Origin of the sequence: Pseudomonas weihenstephanensis, from assembly GCF_016812185.1 — a bacterium.
Taxonomy (GTDB): domain Bacteria; phylum Pseudomonadota; class Gammaproteobacteria; order Pseudomonadales; family Pseudomonadaceae; genus Aquipseudomonas; species Aquipseudomonas weihenstephanensis.
Map to the genome: position 1 here is coordinate 444,528 of NZ_JAAEBV010000001.1, position 24,669 is coordinate 469,196.

The following is a 24,669-nucleotide window of genomic DNA, read 5'->3' on the forward strand; positions in this document are numbered from 1 at the left end:
GTCAAAACCGTCCAACGAATAAATACTTCGACAGAAAATAGGTACAGGGAATAGTCACGGCAACCGCAATTAACGGCGCTATCCATTGAGGCATGCCGAGGTAGTCGACACTGCCCCACACCACACACACGCCCAACACATACTGCGCGGCATACACCAGTGGGAACAGCAGGATTGATGCTGCCCCTTGGGTTGCCTTAAACACAAAAAAACGCCCCATGACGTAGGCGAAAATGATGCCAAATACATAAGAGACGGTATAACTCAGCCTGAAATCAAGCGCCTGCAATAACGCAAGGTAAATACCGTATGAGAGCAATGTCCCCATGCCGCCCGACACCAGGAAACGGACAAATCTATGCTTGAACATTCAACGCTTCGCCTTAAACACTTATGTTTCTATTACCGAAACGGCTGCACCCGCTTTTGCACCGGCGTAGACAGAACTGCACATCGGAATTGCAAGTGGACGATTCTTGGTATTTTCATAAGTTCGCCAGGCGTACGAACCCACAATCCCCATCCCCAACAGGTTGAGGCATCCCAAAAACGTCAGCGTGATCATGATCATTGCATAGCCGGGCACTTCAATTGCGCCATGCAGTTTGGCAATTAGCGTCAACAGCCCAAACAGCGCTGCCACTCCTGCACCCACAGCGCCTGCTCTCGTCAACCAACGAATCGGCAAGTCGGTGAACGAGAATACGCTGTCCATCAAATAATTAACTTTCTTGCGTAATGTCCATGCTGACTTGCCATGCTCACGTGTCTGTCGTGTGTAGGTGACTTGTTCTCGGCGAAACCCCAACCAAAAAATCTGGGCAATCAATGAACTGTGTCGCTCATCCAGCGTCAAAAGCGTGTCACGAAACGCTTTGTTGCAGGCGAACATATCAACCCCGCCGGGTGGGATTTCCGGGACAACAAAGCGTCGGTAAGCCCCCCAAAACAGTGAAGACGATAACTTGCTCAGCCACGGATCATTCCTGTTTTCGCGCACCCCCACCACCACGTCAGCTTGATCATTGAGTAACAGGCGATTCATTTCTATCACCAGTTCCGGTGGTTCCTGGAGGTCCGCGGCCATCACTGCAAATCGATTACCCGTGCCGTATTGCAAGCCGGTTCGGATGGCCATGAACGATCCGAAGTTTTTCGACAATAAAATCAGTTGCGAACTGAAACGTTGCGTAGAAAGCGTGTCGCGCAATATTTCATAACAACGATCAGGGCTGCCATCTACAACGAAAACAACCTCCAGCGCATCATTGAGTTGCTCACTCATCGAGGAGATGGCAGGTAGCAAACTGGGTAAATTGCTTTCGTTGCAATAGACAGGGATTACCAATGTCAGCACTTCAAATTCCTTGCGTCATACATAGCTCACACCGATCAGGGTTCTAAACGGCGCTGCTGATAGATCCAGTCCACAATTTCACCGTCCGGTGCATAACCACTCACGGTGTCGCGCAACAGTTGTCTCACGCGCGAATAATCATCCTGCTCAACAGCTTGCAGTAACTGCGACAAACGCTGCTTAAGCTCGTCCCACGAAAGGAGATCTTCGGTGGCACTCATGATCATCGGATGTTGGGTGGCCACAACGTTGTCACCAATCAATAATTCTTCGTAGAGTTTTTCACCAGGACGCAGACCCGTGAATTCAATCTCGATATCACCGTGCAGATTCTTGTCGGAACGTACGCTAAGACCGGAAAGATGGATCATCTTCTCAGCCAGTTCAACGATGCGCACCGGCTCCCCCATGTCCAACACAAACACATCACCACCCAGGCCCATTGAACCTGCTTGAATAACCAGTTGCGCCGCTTCCGGGATCGTCATGAAGTAGCGCGTGATTTTCGGATGCGTCACGGTTAAGGGGCCGCCCGCTTTGATCTGCTTGTGAAACAGCGGAATAACTGAGCCCGAAGACCCTAATACATTGCCGAAGCGCACCATGGTAAAGCGGGTTTTATTAACCCGAGACACATTCGCTTTATCGCCGAACAGTACAGGGGCCAATTCGCGACTGAGCGCCTGCAACGTCATTTCTGCCAGACGTTTGGTGCTACCCATAACATTGGTGGGCCGTACAGCCTTGTCGGTCGAGATCAACACGAAGTTCGCAACGCCTGCCTGCAACGCCGCCTGAGCGGTATTGAGCGTACCGATGACATTATTCAGCACGCCTTCTGCAATGTTGTGCTCAACCATCGGTACATGCTTGTAGGCGGCGGCGTGATACACCGTATCAACTCGCCAGGTTTGCATCACATCCAGCAATTTTTGCGGATTGCGCACAGACCCCAAAATAGGCAAGACCCTCACCGACAAGGACTCGCGGGTTACACGCTGTTCAAGTTCCGAAAGAATGCTGTAAAGGTTGAATTCACTGTGCTCAAACAACAGCAACGTGGTTGGGCGCAGTGCAAGAATCTGGCGACACAGTTCAGAGCCAATCGAGCCGCCGGCACCGGTCACCAGAACACTTTGCCCCTTGATGCAATGCTCAAGAAGCTCACCTTGGGCAGGCACAGCATCACGACCCAGCAAGTCAGCAATGTCGACCTCCTGGATGTCGTCTACTTTGACCCGGCCACTGGCCAGGTCCATGAAACCCGGAACACTTCTCACGTGCAGAGGAAAGCCTTCCAGCAACCCCAGGATTTCTCGACGACGCCCGCGCGAAGAAGACGGTATGGCCAGCAGCAACTCCTGAGCCCCCGTTCGGTCGATCATTTGCTGTATGTTTTTAGCCCGGTAAACCTGCAAACCAGAGATCACTCGGTCTGCGATGCTTTCATCATCATCAATAAAAGCCACAGGGCGCATGACTCGCCCCATCCGCAATGCCGCAACCAATTGATTGCCAGCCGCGCCTGCACCATAAATCACAACCCTGGGCAATCCGTCATCGCGATTGGTAAAAGGCACATGTTGTGCCGCTGCGAACCAGTCCCCGAGAAAGTATTGACGCATACCCAGGCGCAGCCCGCCCAACATGATCAGGCTCAGCCACCAGTAGTTGAAGATGATCGAACGCGGCACGACATTTTGATGGTTGCTGTACCAATACACGACCACGGCCAAAATCAGCGATGAAAGGCTGACGGCTTTGATAATGGCGATCAACGCATCATTTCCGAAGTAACGCATTACCGCGCGGTACATGCCAAAACGAACAAACAGAGGTATCGCAATCACCGGCGCACAGACAAAAAGCCACGTGTGCATCATGATCGGATTGATCATCTCGTCAACGCCAAGGCGCACGACAAAAGCAAGCCACAGCGCGAGCCAGACTAATAAAACATCTGTGAATACCTGCAAAACGCGTTTGTGCCAGCGTGAGAGGTTGAGCAAATACGATCTGATTCTATCCATAACGCCTTCTAACACCTCTGTAACTCTTGATTGCGATAAGAGTAACTGTTAACTCATTGCGTCAATACCGCAATTTCCTTGTACGTACCGCTTTCAAGCCACAGGTTCAGCAGTGCCGGCCTTGAGTTTATAAGCCAGAGCGATCAACGGGACATAAGCCACCACGAGACACAGCGCACCATTCCAACCATAGACACCCACCCCCAAGGCAATCGGGAAAAGCCAAACAATATTGATGGCCGCAACGGTAAGGGTGACCGGCAAGTGACGACCCGCTGAGCGCGACGCATATTGGTAACCATGCGTTCTATGCGCCTCATAGACTTTCTCTCCACGCAGCAGGCGCCTGAAGAGCGTGAACGTTGCATCAACAATGAATACGCCGAGCAAAATGAGCCATACCCAAAGCAGTTGAGACTGCGCCCAGGCAGCCTGAAGCGACAACACACCGAGAATCAAACCGAGGAAACCACTGCCTGCATCGCCCATGAAAATGCGCGCAGGGGGGAAGTTCCACAAAAGAAAGCCCGCCACGGCCGCCGCCAGCAAGAGAGGCGCTACAAGTAGATAACCCGCACTCCCTGCCAGCCAGTAAATAAGAGCAGCACCCAAGCACGCACAAATGGCCTCAATACTGGCAAGGCCGTCGATACCGTCCATGAAGTTATAAAGATTGAGCATCCAGACTAAATACAAAGCCCCGAGCACATACCCCGCCCAACTTAAGTGTATGGTCCAGCCAAACACCTCTAAAGAAGGCAGCCCCCCGACCCAAAAGAGCGCCCACAATGCAGCACTGAAGTGCCCCAGCAGACGCCAACGCGCGGCAATATGACCATGATCGTCCATGAAGCCAATCACTGCGACTAACGCTCCGGCCCCAAGAATGGACACTGCCGCGGCTTGATCAATAGCACCGGCGACATAGAGCAAAACAATAGCCAATAAATAAATGACCACAATGGCAACACCTCCCCCTCGCGGGGTAGGAATCACATGTGAGCTTCGCGCATTGGGAATATCGATGATGTTACGGCGCAGCGCATATTGACGCAGCACCCACGTCATCAATGCAGAACCCAATACAACGGCGATAAAAAATAAAGAAATATCCATCAAAACCTCTAGACAGGCCTGCGATTCAAGCCCTGCGGGTGTGCGAACCAGCCAAGCGTCCAGATTGCAACTGTGTGTCAAGTCGCCCTCAGAGCGACTCAACACACCGTTGCCATCCATCACAGGGGCCGCAAATCAAAGCGCCTGCAGAGCTGCACTCAGATCGCGCACATTAAACGGTGCTATTGCGGCCAATGGAAGAGTAAGCAATGCCCGCTTTGGACATGGCTTCGGGTTCAAACAAATTACGGCCGTCGATCACAATGCGCTCTGCCAGGTTAGACGCCAGCCAGGCAGGGTCTACGGCTCTGAAAGCTTTCCATTCAGTGCAAATAACCAACGCATCACTGGAGGCCAACGCTTCATCACTGGTCGCACACAGCGTCAGGCCAGCTTGATCCTTGTAGATACGGTGGCATTCTTCCATGGCTTTAGGATCATACGCCTTAACCTTACCGCCAGCCGCCCAGATGGCTTCCATCAGCGTACGGCTTGGCGCATCGCGCATGTCGTCAGTATTAGGTTTAAAAGACAGGCCCCACACCGCAATGGTTTTACCTTCCAAACGACCGCCAAAAGCATCAGACAGTTTCTGGAACAGTACTTTTTTCTGACGGTTATTAACTTTCTCTACGGACTGAATCAACTCCGGCACATAACCGACTTCTAATGCCGTTCGCGCAAGGGCTTGCACATCTTTCGGGAAGCAAGAACCGCCATAACCACAGCCCGGGTAGATGAACTGATAACCAATGCGCGGGTCGGAGCCAATGCCTATACGAACGCTTTCGATGTCCGCACCCAGCTTTTCAGCCAGGTTAGCCACTTCGTTCATGAAGCTGATCTTAGTTGCCAGCATGGCGTTGGCTGCGTACTTGGTCAGCTCAGCAGAACGAATATCCATGAAAATCAGCTTGTCGTGGTTACGACTGTAGGGGGCGTAGCATTCGCGCATACGGGTTTTTACGTAGTCAGAGTCCGTACCAATGACGATTCGCGCGCCCTTGGTAAAGTCTTCAATGGCTGCACCCTCTTTCAGAAACTCAGGGTTGGAACAGACATCGACCGTCAACGACAGGTCACGCGCAGCCAGCTGATTCAGAATCTCAGCCTTGACCTTATCAGCGGTCCCCACCGGGACCGTGGACTTATCAACAACGATTTTGTGTTCGTTCATATGCTGACCAATGGATTTGGCCACCGCGAGAACGTATTTCAAATCTGCCGAACCGTCTTCGTCCGGAGGAGTGCCGACAGCAATAATTTGAATTTCGGCGAATTCAATGGCTTCGCGCGCATCGGTCGTGAAGTTGAGGCGACCCGCTGTGTAATTCTGAACAACCATCGCCTCCAAACCAGGCTCATAGATGGGGATAATCCCCTTCTTCAGGTTATTGATTTTTACTTCATCAATATCGACGCATGTCACATGGTGCCCAATATCTGCCAAGCAGGTACCGGTGACCAAACCTACATACCCCGTGCCGAAAATAGTAACTTTCAAAGTATCACCTGCATTTTCAAATATTAAACATTGTAATAATTTTTGAACCACGAAACGAAGCGTTCGCAGCCCTCTTCAATTTTCACCGTGGGGCGACAACCGGTAGCCTCGTACAACGCTTGCGTATCAGCCCAGGTTTGGGATACATCGCCAGCCTGCATGGGCAGATAGTTGTAAATGGCTTTTTTATCGGCTGCTTTTTCCACGGCTCGCACGAAGTCCATCAACTTGACAGGGCTGCCATGGCCAATGTTGTAGACGTGGTAAAGCGGTTCTTCAGCACGCGGTGAACGCTGAACCAGCGCAGAGACAGCCTCGACGATGTCATCGATGTACGTAAAGTCCCGTGAAAGATCGCCATTGTTGTAGATGTCAATGGGTTTGCCTTCGAAAATGGACTTGGTGAATTTGAACATCGCCATGTCCGGGCGACCCCAAGGACCGTAGACGGTAAAAAATCGCAGGCCGGTGGTCTTGAACTTATAAAGGTGTGCATACGTATGGGCCATGAGCTCATTCGACTTTTTCGTCGCGGCATACAAACTGATTGGGTTATCCACCGAATCGTCAACGCTGAATGGCGTCTTTTTGTTAAGCCCGTAGACAGAGCTGGAAGACGCATACAGAAGATGCTTAACAGCAAAATGCCGACACGCTTCTAAGATATTAAAGAATCCCACGACGTTAGCCTGAATATAGGCTGACGGATTCTCAATCGAATAGCGAACGCCCGCCTGGGCAGCGAGATTGACAACCACATCAAACCGATGCGATTGAAAAATCTCATTCAGCTGAGTCGCATCACTGATGTCGCCCTTAATAAACTGAAAGTTGGTGACCGTTTCCAACTCTTTCAGTCGACTGTGCTTAAGCTCAACATCGTAATAGTCATTGAGATTATCAATGCCCACAATGGAGGCCGCGCAATTGGCCAGGCGTTTAACTAATGCATGACCAATAAAACCAGCGGCCCCGGTTACTAAAATCTTCATGGTGTCTGTCACTCAACGCGCGAATTTATAAATCAATGTTCTTACAAATGAAGGCGACAGACGAGTGATCGACCGCGCGCACACATTGAAGAGGTACTCACTCGGGGTTAAAAAGCCGATGCTTTTCTGGTATTTCAAAATGGCCAGCTCATATTTCAAATGATCGGCTTTACGGCGCTCCATCATACCGGCCCCTGCGCGCATATTGAGCAGGACTTCCGGCACGTTATGCAGCGTGTACCCGCGCTGTAACATAAGCGACCACAACGCATAATCTTGAGCTTTTCGGAACAATGGATAGCCGCCCACGGCCAAAACTGCTTCTTTCCTGAACACCACAGTCGGGTGGCTCAGCGGGCTACGGCGCTTGGCAAAAGCCATAATGTCTGCGTGTTGCGAGGGTGTGTGACGGATGCCGCTCGCTACACTCATAGTGACGTCATATTCCTCGACCAACGCCCCTACGACCGCAACTTCAGGGTGCGTCATTAAAAAACCAATCTGTTTTTCAAAGCGCGAAGGCAAGCACACATCATCCGTGTCCATCCGCGCGACGTACGCGTGGTCACAAGACTCAAGCCCCTTATTGAGAGCCGCAGCCAAGCCAATATTCTGTGCCAGTCTGACGCTCTTGATATTCAGTGAGTGCCTGAATTCTTCAATCGTGCTCAGGAGCACCGCATCAATCACACCGTCCTCAACCAACACAACATCCGTCGCTTTTAATGTCTGAGCCTCCAGACTTTCCAAGCATTGGCGTAGGTTCGAAGGCGTCTCATCTTTATAGATGGACATCAGAACAGAAAACGTAGTGTTCAAAATATGGACCTCAATGGAATTCGCGCATAACACTGTCTCGACGTGACCGGATCTATTGTTCTTGCAGCCATGCTTGAAACATCAAAATGGCCCACAATATTCCAGATCGGTCATAACGTCCACCTGCATGCTGCGCCCATAGGGCACGCACCGCCGGTACATTGAAATACCCTTCCTGAACAAGCCGTTGCTCATCGAGAAGTGTTTCAGCCCACTCACGCAAAGGCCCGCACAACCAATCCCTAAGCGGTACGCCGAACCCCATCTTTGGACGATCAATCAGCGCTTGTGGCACATATTTATATAAAATCTGTCGCAGTATCCACTTCGAGTCATTGCCTTGCATTTTCATAGACAAAGGCAATTGCCAGGCAAATTCAAAGACTCTGTGATCCAAAAAGGGCGCCCGACCTTCGAGTGACACAGCCATCGAGGCCCTGTCCAGCTTGGTCAGTACCCCTTCAGGCAAATACGACAGGGTATCCAGGGCCATCATCTGCTGAATATCATCGAGCGCAGTGAAATCAGGCGTGTTACCGATCAAACATGTGTCGGGCTCGACACCATTTATCACCAACGTTTGCGGGTTGGGGTGTTTTGAAACTAGCCCCACATAGATATCTTGTGCACTGCGAGATGACATTACACGGGCGGCTTTGTGAACTTTATCTCCGACACTGCCGTAGCCCGATAGCTTGGGTACCTTACTGGCTAACAGATCAAGGGTAGCTGGAGAGATCGAAGTCAACATGGCACTGGACAGCGACCGTATCGGCCGTGGCACTTTCTTGAGTGCCGACCAAAATTTGGCCGTCATTTTGTAGCGATTGTAACCACAAAACAATTCATCTCCGCCATCACCTGAAAGCGAGACAGTCACCTGCTCGCGTGCGAGTGCAGAAACAAGATAAGTCGGAATCTGTGAAGAATCAGAGAAGGGTTCATCATAGATGTGCGGTAACTTAGGGATCACATCCAAAGCATCAGCTGAAGACACATACAACTCATGATGTTCGGTCTTCAGATGAGCCGCTACAGCCTTGGCGTAGCCAGCCTCATCATAAGACTTATCATCAAAACCGATAGAAAATGTCTTCACGGGACGACTCGATTGTTTCTGCATCAGAGAAACAATCAAAGAAGAGTCAATACCACCCGATAAAAAAGAACCCAATGGAACGTCGGCAAGCATTTGCTGGGATATGGTGGTATCTAACAACGCTTCCAAATGCGCGGTTGCTTCAGGTGCATCACCCTTGAAAGGATCGTTCACGGAAGACTTTATAACGTCCGCCACATCCCAATACTTTGTTACTTGCACCTCAGGTTGACGGCTTGATACACACGCATATTCGCCCGCCTCAAGTTTGAAAATGTTTTCATAAATTGAGTACGGGGCCGGAATATAGCCATAGCGCAGAAGAAGCGATATACCGGGTCGGTAGATATCAGCCTTGAAGGCGGGGTGCGCCTTGAGTGCCTTAAGCTCAGAACCGAATAAAAATGTATCGTCTTGCCATCCGTAATAAAGAGGCTTTTCACCTAACCGGTCTCGACACAAATAGAGCGCCTGCGCCTGCGTGTCCCACACCGCGGCTGCAAACATGCCCACCAAGGTATCAAGCGCAGCCGAGAGACCGTAATGCTCAAAACTGGCCAGCATTGTTTCTGTGTCTGAGGTTCCATTCCATGTCAGCGAAGGATTGGCCTCCTCCAATACTTTTCTTAGCTCCAGGTGGTTATAAATCTCACCATTGAAAGCCATGACATAACGACCACTGCTGGAAACCATTGGCTGATGACCAGACGCCGTCATATCCACAATGGCGAGCCTTCGATGGGACAACCCAATACCTTGCTCAGCGCAAAACCATTCGCCACGGGAGTCTGGTCCACGATTTACGATCGCCAGACCCATGTTGCGTAAGGTGTTGGTCGGATCATTCAATAAAGCAGTTTTCTTTAAAAAGCCTGCGAATCCACACACTGCTTACACCCCTGATAATTCAATTTGATTTTACTGCAGGCTAAAATACACGGTCTTGATTGAGCGAAATCACTTCACCCCATCAACAATTATGAATTATTTTTCATCTATGAAACCTGACACTTTACGGTCAGTCGACAAGCCGTCCTTTTTTTCCTGACATCACATCTCTAAACGCTTTAACTATGTAAGCCCTTCGGGCTTTGCCACGCTCTGAAAAAAACATATAAACAGGTAACTTCAATATCAATATGACAGCACGCTCAAACTTCCATCGCAACGGAACATGACGTCTTGTCAACATATACAACCCGTTGCGGTACTGGTAGTAGTGCCGTATGGGGGCTGGCATGCCCACCGAAAAAAACAGGATTTTTCTATGGCCCTCACCCAGCATGTGCTGCATGGCCAACTCGGTGTCTACAAAAATACCCAGCCCTTTTACATTGCTTCTCCAACACCAATCCCAGTCAACGTAATCAATAAAAAGGTCACTGTCTTTGTCGCCAACCGCTTTAAATGCCTCAAGCGAAAAGAAAAAACCTGAGCTCAAGGTCTTTTCGACCTTCATCAACCCTTGCGGCTCTTTAACGCCATGGTAATAGGCGCCGTCCTTCGCACTCACGGCGACGGGACCCACACCACCGACTGAATGGCCTGCTTCTATCAGGTACTGATAAGACCGGATAATGCGCTCGACATAATCCCCAGGCAAACTGGAGTCTTGATCCATTTCGATGAAATAAGTAGCACCTTGAGCGGCAGCAAGCCTTATACCTCTATTTTGTGCTTCGGCAATACCCAGGTTTTCATTGAAGCAAAGTAATTGTGCATTTGGAAAAGAACCCAGCAAGGACTGTATATCGAGGCTGATTCCAGCACTATCTGAGTTATCACAGACGATGACATGATGAACCTGATTTATATAACTACGCAAATTACGTTCAAGCTCATTAACATCAGGGTTATACACTGTCACTATGAGTGCTGTTTTAGCAGTCAGACCTTTTATAGTAGCATCCAGCACTGTCATGTTTTCGCATCCGCTTTTCTTGGCAACACACTACAAAATAATTTGATCAGTGTAAAAATAATAAATATATCAAGCACATAAGCAAACCCTACAGTGGGTTCGAGCAGCATGGGTAGAGACCGGAGCCATAAAGTTGTCACGATTGCACAAAAGTAAATATCGCCACAGCCTTGCCGACTCAAAACAATAAATACCGCAAACATAAATGCCGAAAAGGTAACCCACATCCAACCAAAATAATTTCCAAAATACTTATATACAAACAAATCAAAGTGACTCGTAGGCCCCCCAGCGATTTCGTAGTTAGGGTCATAATATAGAAGTGCTTGCCGCCCTACATTATAATTATTCACATTGTAGCCAAGCATAGAACTCAACCGCGTTGTACCCACCATAGGAGCAACAAATCTGACCCACAAATCATCCGTCTGCAGCTTATCAAGCACACCCCCCGGCAGCGTCAAGTAATACTTATCAGCATTAGACAAAATCCTGAGCACTAACCTTTCAGTTAACACATCGCCACCTGGCATATAACTTGGAGCAGCGTCAACATCTAAGCCTTTCTTTTCAAGGTTAGATGACAAGACAAACATTGCAAACACTAAGGCCAGAAGAAAAATACAGGCTGCGTAAATTATATTAAATTTTGGTTTTTTGTAGAAAATTGCCATCGCTACAAAACAACTATACAAGCCTTCAAGCATTGCAAATTTCGCACCATTTATTGCGGAGCTTACAACAATCAAAACCAGAATAAAAAATATTAACCCCATGGACTTCAGACTTATTTTCCGCTCTCCCAACCACCGCCGATACACCACAAGCGTTAAGTAGGCAAGCACGAATATTCTTATGCCATCGGCTACTCGCACAAAGGCGCCAAATCCTCTATTTTGTTCAAAACGGTTTGTCTCAGCTGAAACACCGAGCCCTACCTGAGTCCATAAAAAAACAAGCAAGAACACATAGACAAGCAACACAATAAAAAATTGAAACGAGCCTTCTCCTCGCGGTACAAGAAAAACCCTGAAAATTGAGAATTTTTTATGTCGATTTAAATACACGAACAATCGCAGCAACATCACAAATAAAACGCCATACGACATGACAACAGAAAAAATGTAGCCACTTATATAGCCCAAACTATAGAGCCCAACAATTATTCCGTACGAAGTACCAAAAGTAAAAGTGTAATAAAAATGTATCGGATCCAAATACGCTGCAGGCGCAACCCCCCTGACACAGAAGTACAATGTACTGGAAAAAACGAACATCAAGATCAAGAACAAATCGAGATGACTAAAAAACACTTCAAAAAAATCACCTGAGCCCATATTAAAATCTCAGCAGTTTGGCCAGGACAAATTTTGCTGCATACCACATTGAAAATATGCGAACACTCCAACTACATTGTCTGAACAATGTAAGTACACCACCAGCGTCTTTAGCCCTAAGGCCAACCAACATATAAAATCCCAACGCACGACCTAAAGATCTATTCAACAACTTAGACGGACACAGCTCTTTCAAGGTTTGACTTACCAAATTGAATTGCTTAGTAACATTTCGATAGCTATTCAATTCATGTTGTCGATACAGGACGACGTCCACATGAGGATCAAATCGAAAATCTTTATCCCTTTGAGGAAACTGTTTCAACAGCTTTACAAATGTCGGGTAGTCATCCCATATAAGCGTTGGATCCCAACCCCCTATCTTACGTAGAGCATCAACCCTAAACACCGAAGACTGAAGCAAAATTGGAGAAGGGTAATTATAAAATATTTCTTCACCCCTAACGGTGCTAGTCAATGAAAAGAAACGGAAATGTTCCTTTTTATATATCGGAGTTCGCTGATCAGCCTTACTTTCTCCCTCAAAAAAATTCTTACCCCCACCGATACAAAATGCTAGATTTTTATCTTCCAACAAAGCGCGCACACAATGCTCAACCCCTGCAGGAACCGGAATATCATCCGAGGCAACCATATAAATAAACTCACTCTCCGATTTTTCCAACCCCATATTCAGAGACGAGACCAAACCTGAGTTTTCTTTGGAGATCACTTCAATTGCGTGCTCGGGAAACTTAGCTATAAAACTATTAACCTCTTGAAGTGTGTTGTCGAGCGACCCATCGTCGATGACGATAATTCGTTTCCCGGTGAGATTAATTCGAACCACAGCTTCAAGACAAGAAACAATATACGACTCATGATTGTACGTTGGTATGACTACAGTAATCACAAAACCTCCTTCAGCGCGACTCTTTCTTTCCCTTGTTTTTTTAGGGTGCGAGAGACAAATACAGCCACTGTAATCCAGTAAAGCGCATAATTTAAGGCATATGCCATTGCCGTGCCCTCAAGGCCGAATTTATTGCATAACACAATAGTTAGTACATATAGCAACAATGAAAAGACAATCTCCGTCACCATAAACAGCTTAAACATGGCTTTACCCAGCATCACATAGGCAAACAACCAACTGCATATCTTCATGATGTCGCCCACTACCTGCCAGCCAAAAAGCTCGCGCATGGGTGCAAACTCGCTGGAAAATAGCACTTGAATAATGAAGTCTTTCAATAGGTAAATAATCAAGGCTGCAACGACGGTGAACGGCACAATTATTTTATAACCGTTCAAGATCTCTTTCTTAATATCAGACAGTCCGACGAGTTCTGATAAACGCGGTAAATAATAAACACTCAGCGTGGTGGTCATCAGCATCAGGTAGGCGGCACTGAGTCGCCACATGGCCTCCCAGTAGCCAGCCGCCTCCCAGCTGATGGTCTCCCCCAAGTAATCACGAATGAGAATTTGGCAGACCGGCATGCATGCCGCCGACGTGAGAGCCATGGCCGTAAACTTGCTCAAGTTCAGGGCCGTTTCTTTATCCACACGGCCAAACAAGTATCTAACTTTGAACCACGGACGCGTGGTGCACAGATACAACGTAATAAAGAAGCTCAGCGACTGGTACACCGCCAATGCAACTAGAGCACCGTACAAACCAAAGTAAATCGTGAGGCCTCCGGTGACCAATAGCGCAAAGATACTCCCGGCGATATTGGCGGTCACATAAAGAACAATTTCTTTTTTGCCGTTCAGAATCGCCAACAACAATGTGTTCAACGTGAAGAAAGCCAAGGTCGCAGCAAACCAGATGAACACACCATTGAGCGCCCTGTCCTTAAGAAAGAACGCTGCCAGTTCGTGACTGAAATAAACAATCACCAACGCTGTCAACACGCTACCCACTAAGGCGATTGTGCCTGAAGCCTGCCAGACTCTGCGTTGCTTTTCTTCGTCTGCATGGTACTGCGCTGTGTATTTTGTGACCCCAGTGTTAATCGCCCCACTGGAAAAGGTAGTAATCATTTGTACAGCATTTTGAAACTGCCCTAACGCTGCATAGCCTGATGGCCCTACATACAGCGCCAGGACTTTATTAATCCCCAGCAGGGTCAGCATTTTTATCAGTACTGCGATGCCATTCAACAAGCCGGTTCTAATAAGATTCATAGTACTAATCGCGCACCGCAAAGCTGTTGCACGCGCTGATCACAGCCGTGACTTGTTCGTCGGTCAATGTCGGTCCCATTGGCAGGCTAATGACTTGATCGTGAATCAACTCTGAGACAGGAAGCGATAATTCGCTCAGCTCTTTATAAGCTTGCTGTTTGTGCGGTGGGATCGGGTAATGAATCAGTGTCTGCACACCTTGCGTCTGCAAGTACTGCTGGAACTCAGAACGGTGCGCACTGCGGATGACAAAAAGGTGCCAGGCATGCTGACCCTGCTCCGGTACCTGCGGCAGAACGAGCAGCGGGTTTTTGATTTCAGCTACGTACCGTTCGGCAATCTCGCACCGGCGCTGAGTTTCTTTATCCAGGTAGTTTAATTTCACACTCAAGACAGCCGCCTGAATCTCATCCAGGCGACTGTTCACGCCCTGATAAAGATTGCGGTACTTTTCATGAGAGCCGTAGTTTCTGAGTGCCAGTACTGTTTCTGCCAAGATCGGATCATTCGTGGTAATCGCGCCAGCATCGCCCAATGCGCCCAAGTTTTTACCCGGATAGAAACTAAAACCTGCAGCATCGCCCCAGTTGCCTGCTTTTGTGCCGTCTATGTGAGCGCCATGAGATTGGGCACAGTCTTCTAGCACCAATAGATCGTGACGCTTGGCAACCGTCATGAGAGCAGGCATGTCCACCAAACGGCCATATAGATGCACAGGCAAGATAGCCCGCGTTCTTGGCGTGATGGCTTTTTCAATCAACGTAACATCCAGGTTATACGTTTCTAGATCCGGCTCAACGAGCACTGGAACGAGGCCATTTGCCGAAATCGCCAAGATACTAGCAATGTAGGTATTGGCCGGGACGATCACTTCATCCCCATCCTGAATTTTGCCCAGTACTTTCCAGGCGGACAGCACTAATGTCAGCGCATCCAGACCATTGGCCACCCCGAGACTGTACTCGGTGCCACAGTATTGCGCGAAAGCCGACTCGAAGGCTTTTAACTCATTGCCCTGAATGTACCAACCCGAATCTACTACACGGGAACAGGCCGCTTTCAGTTCATCAGCGTACTGAGCATTAATACTTTTCAAATCCAGGAACGGGATCATTTTTTTACCACGCTGATGAAGTGACTGTTTTTTTCGAGAAACGGTTTATACACCGCTGGCGTCATTACAAAATAGTCATTGTCGGCATCTTCACTGACTTTCTGTGCCCCCAGACGCTCGTGAAACTTAATAACGCCGCCATTCTCCTTTCTCACTTCGAAATGGCACGATTTGAATCCCAGCTCCTCGAAGCCTACGGCGTACACCAGCATTGCACTTTCAATTGCGGCCTTGGGTGTTTTGTCTTTATTGAGAATCCAACTGCCCCAAGAAAAAGATGCCCGCTCAGGCTGGAAATCGTACAAGCGCACAGTGCCCACCGGCTCATTATTATCGATGCGACGGATCACAAAATAAAATTCATGCCCTTCTGCTTCACGCAGCTTGTACTTTTTTAACCACTCAGCCTGGCTGGCAACACCACCCGTCACGTGTGACAAGTGCGTGTTATATGTCGGGTCCACGCGCAAGGAGTGTATAAACTGCGCATCGTCGGGAACGGCAAGATCCAAGCGTATCGTTTTGCCTGATTTACTCTGCATCTTTACTTACCCATGACATGAACGATTCATAGTTACGAATATAATCACTCTCATCGTATTCATCACTGGCGAGCACCATCATCACGCAATCCGCAGAAAACTCATGCATCTCGTGCCAGATTTTGCTTTTGATCAACACGCCTTTGTCAGGTCGGTCTAACCAGATATTTTTTTTGCTCGTACCATCGTCCAGCATCATTCGGCATCGACCCGATATGCAGACAGCCATTTGGTCCAATTGCTTGTGCGCGTGAAAGCCGCGGCTGATATTTTCTTGCGTGCCAAACAGGTAATAAACCCTTTTGATCGTAAAGGGCACGGCCAGGCCGCGGGTTAAGGCAACCAGGCTACCCCGCTCATCACCGATAACATTTAGGGTTCGCACTTCATCCGTTGGCTCGGCCAGCCACGATGGAAGTTCTGCCTGCTCTAAGCGTGGTGCAATCTGGTCTTTATCACTGACCAGATACTCTTCTAACGCAGGCCACTTAATGGCCAGCGTCGCATCATTCCAAAGCACGCTGCGCTCTGCATTTTTGTTGTAGAAGTTCGTGGTCTTGTAATGGAAATGGGTATTGTCTTCAAGCGCTACAAAACCATGTGCAAACCCTTCAGGTATCCACAGCATTTTTTTGTTTGATGCACTCAGCTCTACACCGACCCATTGCCCGAAGGTGGGTGAACCCACCCGAATATCCACAGCAACATCGAACGCAGCGCCTTGCGTCACGCTCACCAGTTTGCCTTGGGCGAAAGGCTCAAGCTGGTAATGCAGGCCGCGCAGCGCGCCTTTCTTTGAGCACGACTGATTGTCTTGTACAAACGGCTTGGGAATGGGGAGGCCCAACTGAAAAAGACCGTCTGCGAAACGCCGCTCATTGAAGCTTTCCATAAACCAACCGCGGTCATCTTCGAACACGTTAGGTTCGATCAACACCACGCCTGGCAAGGCCGTCTGGACGAAATTCATCAGGCTGATTTCTCCGACAACAGTTTGTAGAGGTATTGGCCATAGCCTGTTTTCTTGAGTTTTTCTGCCTGAGCACCTAGCACGTCAGCTGTAATCCAGCCGTTATTGAATGCAATCTCTTCAAGGCACGCCACTTTCAAGCCCTGACGCTGCTCGATGGTATGCACGAAATGACTCGCTTCGAGCAGGGACTCGTGAGTGCCAGTGTCTAACCAGGCAAACCCGCGCCCTAACATTTCTACGGTCAAACCTTTCTGGTCCAGATAGGCGCGATTCACGTCTGTAATTTCAAGCTCGCCGCGCGGGGACGGTTTTATATTTTTGGCAATTTCGACTACTTGGTTGTCGTAGAAATACAAACCCGTTACCGCATAGTTTGATTTCGGCTTTTCAGGTTTCTCTTCAATACTTAATGCACGGCCCGTGGCATCAAACTCGACAACACCAAAGCGCTCGGGGTCAGACACATGATAACCAAACACCGTTGCACCACTGGCCTGCGACATTGCACTGCGCAAATTATCCGAGAAGTGCTGACCGTAAAAAATGTTGTCGCCAAGAATCAAACAGACCGGGTCATTACCAATGAATGCTTCGCCAATGATAAAGGCCTGCGCCAGGCCATCAGGGCTTGGCTGCTCTGCGTAGCTAAGTTCAATACCGTACTGGCTGCCATCCCCCAATAATTTCTTGAAGCACGGCAGATCTTCAGGCGTCGAGATGATCAGAATTTCACGCATGCCGGCCAGCATGAGCACAGACAGCGGGTAGAAGATCATGGGCTTGTCGTAGATCGGCAACATCTGCTTGGACACGCCCAAGGTCAGCGGGTGCAGGCGTGTACCTGAACCACCTGCGAGGATGATGCCTTTACGGTTGATGGTGTTCATCTCTTGAACAATTCCTTATCTATTCAGTTCAACGCCTGTAACGCTGACAGGCGAATGGTTGAGTTCTATTCTTAATTAAACACGCTACCGCCCCAGGATTGATCGTCAATTTCCTGAGAACGGTTTTAAAATTCATCATTGCCCAGGCACGAAGCCTGAGGACGGCTTAGCGGCCAGCAATACGGGTTATGGGCAAAGTAATCTGTTGCTGCTGGTTCATCAAATGAATCAGCAATACCACTCTTTCATTCCCATCCATCGCCACGAAAATAGACTCAACGCCTTCGAAACCCTCATCAAGGATCGTGACTTCATCTCCGGGGCGATAGGCAGGAATCAGATGCGTCTGCGCACGCCATTGCAGATGGGTTATCAACGCATGACTTACTGCCAAGGGCCGCCCGCCGAAAGCAACCACTCGGCTCACGCCACGGGTTGAACGCAAAGGCGCCCAATTCGCGTCATGTGGCATGCGAATGAAAAGATAGCCCGGGAACAAGGACTCTTCGATGAGCCGCTGCTTGCCACGCAATTGTCGTTCACGTCGACACGTGGGGCGTGAGCACACGTAGCCCTGACGCACGAGATTGTCTTCTGCTCGTTCATCCTGTTTGGGCTTGCATTGCACCAAGTACCAGTCGCCTTGCGCGGCAAGACTGGGTACCCGCTGCACAGTGGCTAGACGCTTATCCATGGACCATTCATTTATGCGTACTTCCGTGATTTTTCATCGTGCTTGTCGTTGCTTCGACAGCAAGTCGCAGTGTTTTTATCGTGACTGTGTGCATGTTGGTTGGCTTTTATCAGCCCGAGGGAATCAACAGATTAACTGGCAGACTTTGAGTGCGGTACAACGCTTGCAGTTCAATCGCTAATGCCTCTTTTGCAGGCATCTCACCATGCACCAGGCGTATCTCCTCAGGCCACTGCCCTATCCTTGAGACGAAATGCAGTAAATCCTGCTGATCCGCATGTGCTGAATACCCGCCTATGCTGGTGACTCCTGCGCGAATGATACAGCGCTCGCCTTCCAATTCAACATACCCCCCACGGGGACCAAATTTTTGTATGGCCGCACCAGGCGTGCCTTTTTCCTGATAACCGATAAAGAGTACGTTATGTCTGGGGTTTTCGAGCATGGCCTTCAAATAATTAACGATGCGGCCATTGGAGCACATGCCATTTGCAGCAATCACAATCGCCGGACGACCGGTGCTCTTGAGATAGTTCACGGTTTGCAGGTGTTTCTTATGACTGTCGATGGTAATCAGCTGTGAAAACCGAAGCGGCTTGCGGCCACCTTTTAGGCGCTGTTGTGCTCCATCCGCCCAAAAACGTTCCAGCTTTTGATATTCATCTGTAAGCCGACTGGCCAGTGGCGAATCGAGAATGATCGGTAACTCTGGCCAATTGACGGGTAGAGTGCGGTCTACATCAGCTTCGCCAGACAACTGCGCAAGCAGCGATTTACGGTGGAGAATATCTTCGATTTCGTAAAGTAACTCTTGAGTACGTCCCAGACTGAACGCAGGAATCAAGAGCGTGCCGTGATCTGCCAACGCTTTATCAATAGCACTTTCAAGCCGTGCCTGACGGGTAGAACGGTCTTCATGCAGGCGATCGCCATAAGTGCTTTCGAGTACCAGCACGTCAGCTTTTTCGGGCGGTACGGGTGCTGCCAGTAAAGGCGCATTCGAAGCCCCCAGATCTCCGGAAAAAACGATCCGTCGGTTCACGTTTAATTGGGGGTAGGTTAGATCACACTCCACATAGGCAGACCCCAATATGTGACCTGCCTTTTGCAAACGGATCCGCGCCAGTAGTCCATCGCTTTGCTCGATGACGAACCATTGATTGAAGGGCAAAGCAATAATCTGCTCTTGTACACGCTTCACATAGCGATCAACCTTGCTTTCGTCACGACTGAAGTCGAGCTTGAAGGCATCCTCCAGTACTAATGGCAATAACTTCGCAGAAGGCTCACTGCAGAAAATTGGACCTTTGAAGCCCGCAGCCAACAAGTAAGGAATGCGTCCAATGTGATCCGCGTGCACATGGGTGACCACCAAGGCTTTAACATCACCCAGTTCAAAAGTAATCGCTGGCGTATGCTCTTCACCACCACTACCAAGCGATTTTTCGCCACCTTGAAACAACCCACAGTCTATTAACAGGCTGCTGTAGGCATCCATCCTCAATTGGTGACATGAACCTGTGACGCCCGTGACAGCGCCATGGTGAATGATGTTCGGGTACGGCATAAGCTTGCTCTCGATACAGCTCCATGAAGAGGCAATTAGCCCACAAGTGAGACTGGGTTTCAGCCAGCCTCAGGGCCGATCAGGATCGATCGTTTTGCAAGACTTTTCCGCTACCCTTTTCACTTGCCAGTTTTGCTGTGATTACTGGCGAGCCAACCCCTGACAACTGAGCGCGGCGCGTGCTCAGCAAGTGGCGTATCAGCACGATGAGAACGCCCAATATGGCCCCCAGAACCAACCCCAACGCAAGGATCAGTGCCTTTTGGGGCTTAACGGGACGCATCGGTTCCAGGGCTTTACGGTCCACAGACACAAGCTTCAGATTGGAAATATCGAGATTGCTCAAGTTGCCAAGCCGTACCACTTCTGCACGCAGTGGTTCTACCCCACTCAGGAAGACGTCTTCATTTTGACGCTGCTTGAGGACCTCGACTTCACGATTGCTTTGCAGCAATTGCAATTCACGCGCTATTTGAGCAATGCGTCCCTCAGTAAAGTCATCGGTTTTGCGCTGTTGCAGTGCCGAGCGCTCGGCCTCAAGCGCTTCAACACCCATAAAGTACAACGGGATTTGCTGATTGTTGATTTCAGTGCGCATAACACTGGAATCACCCATACGGGCTGAGTCACCCAGCGCAGAAGGTGTCGTCGGTTTTTGAATACCCAATGACTTGGCGATCCCGATTGCTTCAGTCAGCTGTGCCATACGGTCTGTACGCACAACTTTGAGCTGCTGGCGCAGCGCCTTGAGTTCATCTTGCAACTGGGCACGCTTCAGATTGTCGGCTTCTTGAAGCTTGGCGATACGCGCCTCTTTGCCCATCTCGTAACTTGAGCGAGCAGCATCGATCTTGCCTTTCAATTCAGTCAATCGATTATTGACGATCACTTTCAAGTCAGAGGCGATCTGTTCACGCTCAGCCTTGACTGCATAATCCACAAATCCATTAAGGATCTGTACACCGTCTACGCCCTTGGGATAGTTCAACTCCAAGGCAATAAACGCGCTTAAGGAATCGGCTTTTTTAGGATCGGGCAAGACCAGCTTCAACGAGTCCCGATTGAACTCCTCGAAGCTCTGCTCTAGGGTTTGTCCCCGACGCTTGAACTGGGTAAACAACTCTTGATTGTCACGAAAAAAGCCTAATCTTGAATCATAGGATTCAAGGCTTGCACCGACTTTCAGCAATGCCTCACTCGGGGGGAGCGTGTAAACGCCGGAACGATTGAGCGCATCAAGCTCATTGATGGCGGCAGGCCGCAGTACGCTGGTGACTTGGTATTCAGGCGTCACAGCATAGACATAGCCCAACGCGACTAGCCCGCTGACGACCGTGGCGGCGATGATAATTTTCTTTTGCTGCCAAATAGCCTGAAACAAGGCAAACAGATCAATCTCATCCGACGATGAGCCACCGGGTATACGAGAAATACTAGTCACAACAAGGGCCTGCCTTCAAAAAGAAACTGCGGGCTCGTCATGCAGAAATTTTCTAACGTGCTTGTATTTGGTTTTTATTTTCTATCGGGTATTGGCATCACTGCGCACCAGATGAAGCACTAAAAATAGCTGGCAATCGAGAACAGCACGCATTCTGCCAGTATTACCAAACAATACAAGGCTTGACAGTATGTAGGCATTCTCCTCAGACAAGCCGCACAGATTGATCCGCACATGCCCTATGAGGCAACTCGACACATCAATGCTCGGAAAACACCGTACTCACTCAGCCCAATCAGATCGGCAGGGTTAAACAGTCCGCAATTTGCGTTTCAGCACGGCAGATTTGCGCCAGTAGGCCAAGTAACCCAAGAGCGGACCAATCATCAACCCGACCAGCAGCGCTCCGACAAAAAACAAAGAAGCTGGCAACTGAGCGGTGTGCCAGCCAAAAAAAGTCAATGATGCGGGCTGCTGGTTTTCGAGTATGAAAATAATCACACCAAAGAAAACCAGCAGCGCGACTACCACTACAGCCGTGCGTTTAAAGCTACGCATGTGCGCCTCCTTCTTCCTTAAGGATCAAAGATCATCTTCCTCATCTTCGTTTACCCGATCGCGCAATTCCTTGCCCGGCTTGAAGTGAGGCACGAACTTACCGTCAAGACTGACAGACTGGCCGGTCTTTGGATTACGCCCAACACGGGGAGCACGGTAGTGAAGTGAGAAACTGCCAAAGCCACGGATCTCGATACGATCCCCTGTCGCCAGGCATTGTGACATTTGTTCAAGCATAGTCTTGATGGCAAGCTCCACATCTTTAGAGGAGAGCAGCCCTTGATGGGTGACAATTCGTTCGATCAACTCCGACTTCGTCATATTTTTCCCTTCTTTTTCAAGCAGCTAGATCAGCGCTCCGAAGGTTTTAGCATGATCAAATGATTTTGAACAGCCCAGGGATTGACTTATCTTCAGGAATATTGAAGGAACTTTTCATGATCCACCTTTGGCCGTCAGCACCACGAGGCTGGGTGCAGCCGATACTCAGCGAAACGACTCCTGACAGAAGCAATGTTGATTAGCAGCCACGACCAGCTGCATCCCCCCATGCGTCTCGTCTCTCCACCTTTCGAAGCTCTAGCAGCCAACATTGCGGGCTAACGCTAACCCAACCATTCGACTACCCAAAGCCACAAGCGCGCTTGCGCTTGCCCATCAAATTGCAGACACAAAAAAGGGCGACCTAAGTCGCCCTTTTTCATGGTCAATCAGAACTTAGTTCTGTTTTTCCATTTGTGCACGCAGCAGGTCGCCCAGAGTGGTCGGACCAGCAGCGATCTCAGAGGTAGCTGGCTTGTCGCGCAGGCTCTGGATTGCTTCTTTCTCTTCAGCATCATCTTTCGACTTGATGGAGAGTTGGATTACGCGGCTTTTACGATCAACGCTGATGATCTTGGCTTCTACTTCTTCGCCTTCTTTCAGAACGTTGCGCGCGTCTTCAACGCGGTCACGGCTGATTTCGGAGGCTTTCAGAGTCGCTTCGATATCGTCGGCCAAAGTGATGATGGCGCCTTTAGCGTCAACTTCTTTCACGATGCCCTTAACGATTGCGCCTTTGTCGTTCTCTTGAACGTACTCGGAGAACGGATCGCTTTCCAGCTGCTTGATACCCAGGGAGATGCGCTCACGCTCTGGATCAACAGACAGGATAACGGTGTCCAGCTCGTCGCCCTTCTTGAAACGACGTACGGCTTCTTCGCCCACTTCGTTCCAGGAGATGTCGGACAGGTGAACCAGGCCGTCGATGCCGCCGTCCAGACCAATGAAGATACCGAAATCGGTGATCGACTTGATGGTGCCGGAGATTTTATCGCCCTTGTTGAACTGGCCAGAGAAATCTTCCCATGGGTTAGATTTGCACTGCTTGATGCCCAGGGAGATACGACGACGCTCTTCGTCGATGTCCAGAACCATAACTTCCACTTCGTCGCCGACTTGTACGACTTTCGAAGGGTGGATGTTTTTGTTGGTCCAGTCCATTTCGGAAACGTGTACCAGACCTTCAACGCCTTCTTCCAGCTCAGCGAAGCAGCCGTAGTCGGTCAGGTTGGTTACACGCGCGGTAACGCGAGTGCTTTCTGGGTAACGGGCTTTGATAGCAACCCATGGATCTTCGCCCAGCTGCTTGAGGCCCAGGGAAACACGATTGCGCTCGCGATCGTACTTCAGAACCTTGACATCGATCTCGTCGCCAACGTTGACGATTTCGGAAGGATGCTTGATACGCTTCCAAGCCATGTCGGTGATGTGCAGCAGGCCATCGACGCCACCCAGATCGACGAATGCGCCGTAATCCGTGAGGTTTTTAACGATACCTTTAACTTGCTGACCTTCTTGCAAGGATTCCAGCAGCGCTTCACGCTCTGCCGAGTTCTCTGCTTCAAGTACGCTGCGACGCGAAACAACAACGTTGTTGCGCTTCTGGTCAAGTTTGATGACCTTGAATTCCAGCTCTTTGCCTTCCAGGTGCGTGGTGTCGCGCACTGGACGAACGTCAACCAGAGAACCTGGCAGGAACGCACGGATGCCGTTAACGTCGACAGTGAAGCCGCCTTTAACCTTACCGTTGATAACGCCCTTAACCACTTCTTCTGCTGCGAAGGCTGCTTCCAGAACGATCCAGCATTCAGCGCGCTTGGCTTTTTCACGGGACAGTTTGGTTTCGCCAAAGCCGTCTTCGACCGCGTCCAGCGCAACGTGAACTTCATCACCGATGTTGATGTTCAGTTCGCCAGCGTCGTTGTGGAACTGCTCCAGCGGGATGAGGCCTTCAGACTTCAAACCAGCGTGAACGGTTACCCAACCAGCTTGGTAATCGATATCAACGATGATAGCGGTGATGATAGAGCCTGCCTGAAGATTCAGGGTTTTTAGGCTTTCTTCAAAGAGTTCTGCAAAGCTTTCGCTCATTTTAATTCCTGTTGATCTAGGGCGAAGGAATACGCCCATCTGCCACATTCCAGACAATGTGGGTTACGTTCATATAAAAGAAGGCATGCAGGACTATTTCTGGTCTCCTGCAC

22 protein-coding genes and 1 pseudogene are annotated in these 24,669 nt (G+C 49.4%); all 23 read right to left on the reverse strand.

Annotated elements, in window-relative coordinates:
* Nucleotide 1 precedes the first annotated feature (1 nt).
* The 23 genes and pseudogenes from GYN01_RS01940 to rpsA all read right to left on the reverse strand — a co-directional run bounded on the left by GYN01_RS01940 (nt 2) and on the right by rpsA (nt 24,556).
* On the reverse strand, nt 2-370 hold the full coding sequence (locus tag GYN01_RS01940; RefSeq protein WP_048365604.1) for a GtrA family protein: 369 nt from the start codon (nt 368-370) through the stop codon (nt 2-4).
* Nucleotides 371-391: 21 nt separating this feature from the next.
* Nucleotides 392-1,357: a glycosyltransferase family 2 protein gene (locus GYN01_RS01945; RefSeq protein ID WP_048365603.1), complete on the reverse strand. Its 966-nt coding sequence runs from the start codon at nt 1,355-1,357 to the stop codon at nt 392-394.
* A 35-nt stretch (nt 1,358-1,392) separates the two neighbouring features.
* Complete coding sequence (locus GYN01_RS01950) at nt 1,393-3,387, reverse strand: polysaccharide biosynthesis protein (protein ID WP_048365602.1); 1,995 nt, start codon at nt 3,385-3,387, stop codon at nt 1,393-1,395.
* A gap of 93 nt (nt 3,388-3,480) precedes the next feature.
* Complete coding sequence (locus GYN01_RS01955) at nt 3,481-4,503, reverse strand: MraY family glycosyltransferase (protein ID WP_048365717.1); 1,023 nt, start codon at nt 4,501-4,503, stop codon at nt 3,481-3,483.
* Nucleotides 4,504-4,675: 172 nt separating this feature from the next.
* A complete protein-coding gene (locus GYN01_RS01960) occupies nt 4,676-6,007 on the reverse strand; it encodes a UDP-glucose dehydrogenase family protein (protein WP_048365601.1) in 1,332 nt (443 codons plus the stop codon).
* 23 nt (nt 6,008-6,030) lie between these two features.
* The gene (locus tag GYN01_RS01965; RefSeq protein WP_048399105.1) at nt 6,031-6,999 is read right to left on the reverse strand and encodes an SDR family NAD(P)-dependent oxidoreductase; all 969 of its coding nucleotides are present in this window, start codon (nt 6,997-6,999) and stop codon (nt 6,031-6,033) included.
* 12 nt (nt 7,000-7,011) lie between these two features.
* Complete coding sequence (locus GYN01_RS01970) at nt 7,012-7,818, reverse strand: glycosyltransferase (protein ID WP_053221294.1); 807 nt, start codon at nt 7,816-7,818, stop codon at nt 7,012-7,014.
* A gap of 52 nt (nt 7,819-7,870) precedes the next feature.
* Nucleotides 7,871-9,805, reverse strand: coding sequence for an asparagine synthase (glutamine-hydrolyzing) (asnB, locus tag GYN01_RS01975; protein ID WP_048399102.1), 1,935 nt, complete (start codon nt 9,803-9,805; stop codon nt 7,871-7,873).
* Between the two features lie 130 nt (nt 9,806-9,935).
* On the reverse strand, nt 9,936-10,838 hold the full coding sequence (locus GYN01_RS01980) for a glycosyltransferase family 2 protein (RefSeq protein ID WP_203306518.1): 903 nt from the start codon (nt 10,836-10,838) through the stop codon (nt 9,936-9,938).
* Nucleotides 10,835-12,175, reverse strand: coding sequence for a hypothetical protein (locus GYN01_RS01985; RefSeq protein ID WP_203306519.1), 1,341 nt, complete (start codon nt 12,173-12,175; stop codon nt 10,835-10,837). Before GYN01_RS01985 ends, GYN01_RS01980 begins: the two co-directional genes overlap by 4 nt.
* A 1-nt stretch (nt 12,176) precedes the next feature.
* Nucleotides 12,177-13,088, reverse strand: a complete 912-nt coding sequence (locus GYN01_RS01990) for a glycosyltransferase (protein ID WP_203306520.1) — start codon at nt 13,086-13,088, stop codon at nt 12,177-12,179.
* Nucleotides 13,085-14,368, reverse strand: coding sequence for an O-antigen translocase (locus tag GYN01_RS01995; RefSeq protein WP_203306521.1), 1,284 nt, complete (start codon nt 14,366-14,368; stop codon nt 13,085-13,087). The genes GYN01_RS01990 and GYN01_RS01995 overlap by 4 nt, the downstream gene beginning before the upstream one ends.
* A 4-nt stretch (nt 14,369-14,372) precedes the next feature.
* Entirely contained in the window at nt 14,373-15,482 is a 1,110-nt protein-coding gene (locus tag GYN01_RS02000; RefSeq protein ID WP_203306522.1) for a DegT/DnrJ/EryC1/StrS family aminotransferase, read from the reverse strand.
* Nucleotides 15,479-16,024 (reverse strand): GNAT family N-acetyltransferase, encoded by a 546-nt coding sequence (locus tag GYN01_RS02005; RefSeq protein ID WP_203306523.1) that lies wholly within the window; start codon nt 16,022-16,024, stop codon nt 15,479-15,481. Before GYN01_RS02005 ends, GYN01_RS02000 begins: the two co-directional genes overlap by 4 nt.
* Nucleotides 16,014-16,409, reverse strand: a complete 396-nt coding sequence (locus tag GYN01_RS22230) for a sugar 3,4-ketoisomerase (protein ID WP_338053144.1) — start codon at nt 16,407-16,409, stop codon at nt 16,014-16,016. Before GYN01_RS22230 ends, GYN01_RS02005 begins: the two co-directional genes overlap by 11 nt.
* 30 nt (nt 16,410-16,439) lie before the next feature.
* Nucleotides 16,440-16,994 (reverse strand): annotated as a pseudogene (gene rfbC, locus GYN01_RS22235) (dTDP-4-dehydrorhamnose 3,5-epimerase); the annotation flags it as partial.
* Complete coding sequence (gene rfbA / locus GYN01_RS02015; protein ID WP_048399090.1) at nt 16,994-17,884, reverse strand: glucose-1-phosphate thymidylyltransferase RfbA; 891 nt, start codon at nt 17,882-17,884, stop codon at nt 16,994-16,996. The pseudogene rfbC and the gene rfbA, both read right to left, overlap by 1 nt.
* 166 nt (nt 17,885-18,050) lie before the next feature.
* Nucleotides 18,051-18,578, reverse strand: coding sequence for a transcription/translation regulatory transformer protein RfaH (gene rfaH / locus GYN01_RS02020; protein WP_203306525.1), 528 nt, complete (start codon nt 18,576-18,578; stop codon nt 18,051-18,053).
* 109 nt (nt 18,579-18,687) lie between these two features.
* A complete protein-coding gene (locus GYN01_RS02025; RefSeq protein WP_203306526.1) occupies nt 18,688-20,145 on the reverse strand; it encodes an MBL fold metallo-hydrolase in 1,458 nt (485 codons plus the stop codon).
* Nucleotides 20,146-20,224: 79 nt separating this feature from the next.
* Nucleotides 20,225-21,586, reverse strand: coding sequence for a Wzz/FepE/Etk N-terminal domain-containing protein (locus GYN01_RS02030; protein WP_203306527.1), 1,362 nt, complete (start codon nt 21,584-21,586; stop codon nt 20,225-20,227).
* Nucleotides 21,587-21,895: 309 nt separating this feature from the next.
* The gene (locus GYN01_RS02035; RefSeq protein WP_048365590.1) at nt 21,896-22,144 is read right to left on the reverse strand and encodes a lipopolysaccharide assembly protein LapA domain-containing protein; all 249 of its coding nucleotides are present in this window, start codon (nt 22,142-22,144) and stop codon (nt 21,896-21,898) included.
* 24 nt (nt 22,145-22,168) lie between these two features.
* Nucleotides 22,169-22,465, reverse strand: a complete 297-nt coding sequence (gene ihfB / locus GYN01_RS02040; RefSeq protein ID WP_048365589.1) for an integration host factor subunit beta — start codon at nt 22,463-22,465, stop codon at nt 22,169-22,171.
* Nucleotides 22,466-22,861: 396 nt separating this feature from the next.
* A complete protein-coding gene (rpsA, locus tag GYN01_RS02045) occupies nt 22,862-24,556 on the reverse strand; it encodes a 30S ribosomal protein S1 (RefSeq protein WP_048365588.1) in 1,695 nt (564 codons plus the stop codon).
* Between the last annotated feature and the right edge of the window lie 113 nt (nt 24,557-24,669).

Bases quoted from the DNA above. Each gene is read 5' to 3' on its own strand.
- GYN01_RS02000 (WP_203306522.1), bottom strand. From the start codon at position 15,482: ATGATCCCGTTCCTGGATTTGAAAAGTATTAATGCTCAGTACGCTGAT.
- GYN01_RS01980 (WP_203306518.1), bottom strand. From the start codon at position 10,838: ATGACAGTGCTGGATGCTACTATAAAAGGTCTGACTGCTAAAACAGCA.
- GYN01_RS01995 (WP_203306521.1), bottom strand. From the start codon at position 14,368: ATGAATCTTATTAGAACCGGCTTGTTGAATGGCATCGCAGTACTGATA.
- GYN01_RS01955 (WP_048365717.1), bottom strand. From the start codon at position 4,503: ATGGATATTTCTTTATTTTTTATCGCCGTTGTATTGGGTTCTGCATTG.
- GYN01_RS01985 (WP_203306519.1), bottom strand. From the start codon at position 12,175: ATGGGCTCAGGTGATTTTTTTGAAGTGTTTTTTAGTCATCTCGATTTG.
- ihfB (WP_048365589.1), bottom strand. From the start codon at position 22,465: ATGACGAAGTCGGAGTTGATCGAACGAATTGTCACCCATCAAGGGCTG.
- GYN01_RS01940 (WP_048365604.1), bottom strand. From the start codon at position 370: ATGTTCAAGCATAGATTTGTCCGTTTCCTGGTGTCGGGCGGCATGGGG.
- rfaH (WP_203306525.1), bottom strand. From the start codon at position 18,578: ATGGATAAGCGTCTAGCCACTGTGCAGCGGGTACCCAGTCTTGCCGCG.
- GYN01_RS02005 (WP_203306523.1), bottom strand. From the start codon at position 16,024: ATGCAGAGTAAATCAGGCAAAACGATACGCTTGGATCTTGCCGTTCCC.
- GYN01_RS01950 (WP_048365602.1), bottom strand. From the start codon at position 3,387: ATGGATAGAATCAGATCGTATTTGCTCAACCTCTCACGCTGGCACAAA.
- GYN01_RS01965 (WP_048399105.1), bottom strand. From the start codon at position 6,999: ATGAAGATTTTAGTAACCGGGGCCGCTGGTTTTATTGGTCATGCATTA.
- rfbA (WP_048399090.1), bottom strand. From the start codon at position 17,884: ATGAACACCATCAACCGTAAAGGCATCATCCTCGCAGGTGGTTCAGGT.
- GYN01_RS02035 (WP_048365590.1), bottom strand. From the start codon at position 22,144: ATGCGTAGCTTTAAACGCACGGCTGTAGTGGTAGTCGCGCTGCTGGTT.
- GYN01_RS02025 (WP_203306526.1), bottom strand. From the start codon at position 20,145: ATGCCGTACCCGAACATCATTCACCATGGCGCTGTCACGGGCGTCACA.
- rpsA (WP_048365588.1), bottom strand. From the start codon at position 24,556: ATGAGCGAAAGCTTTGCAGAACTCTTTGAAGAAAGCCTAAAAACCCTG.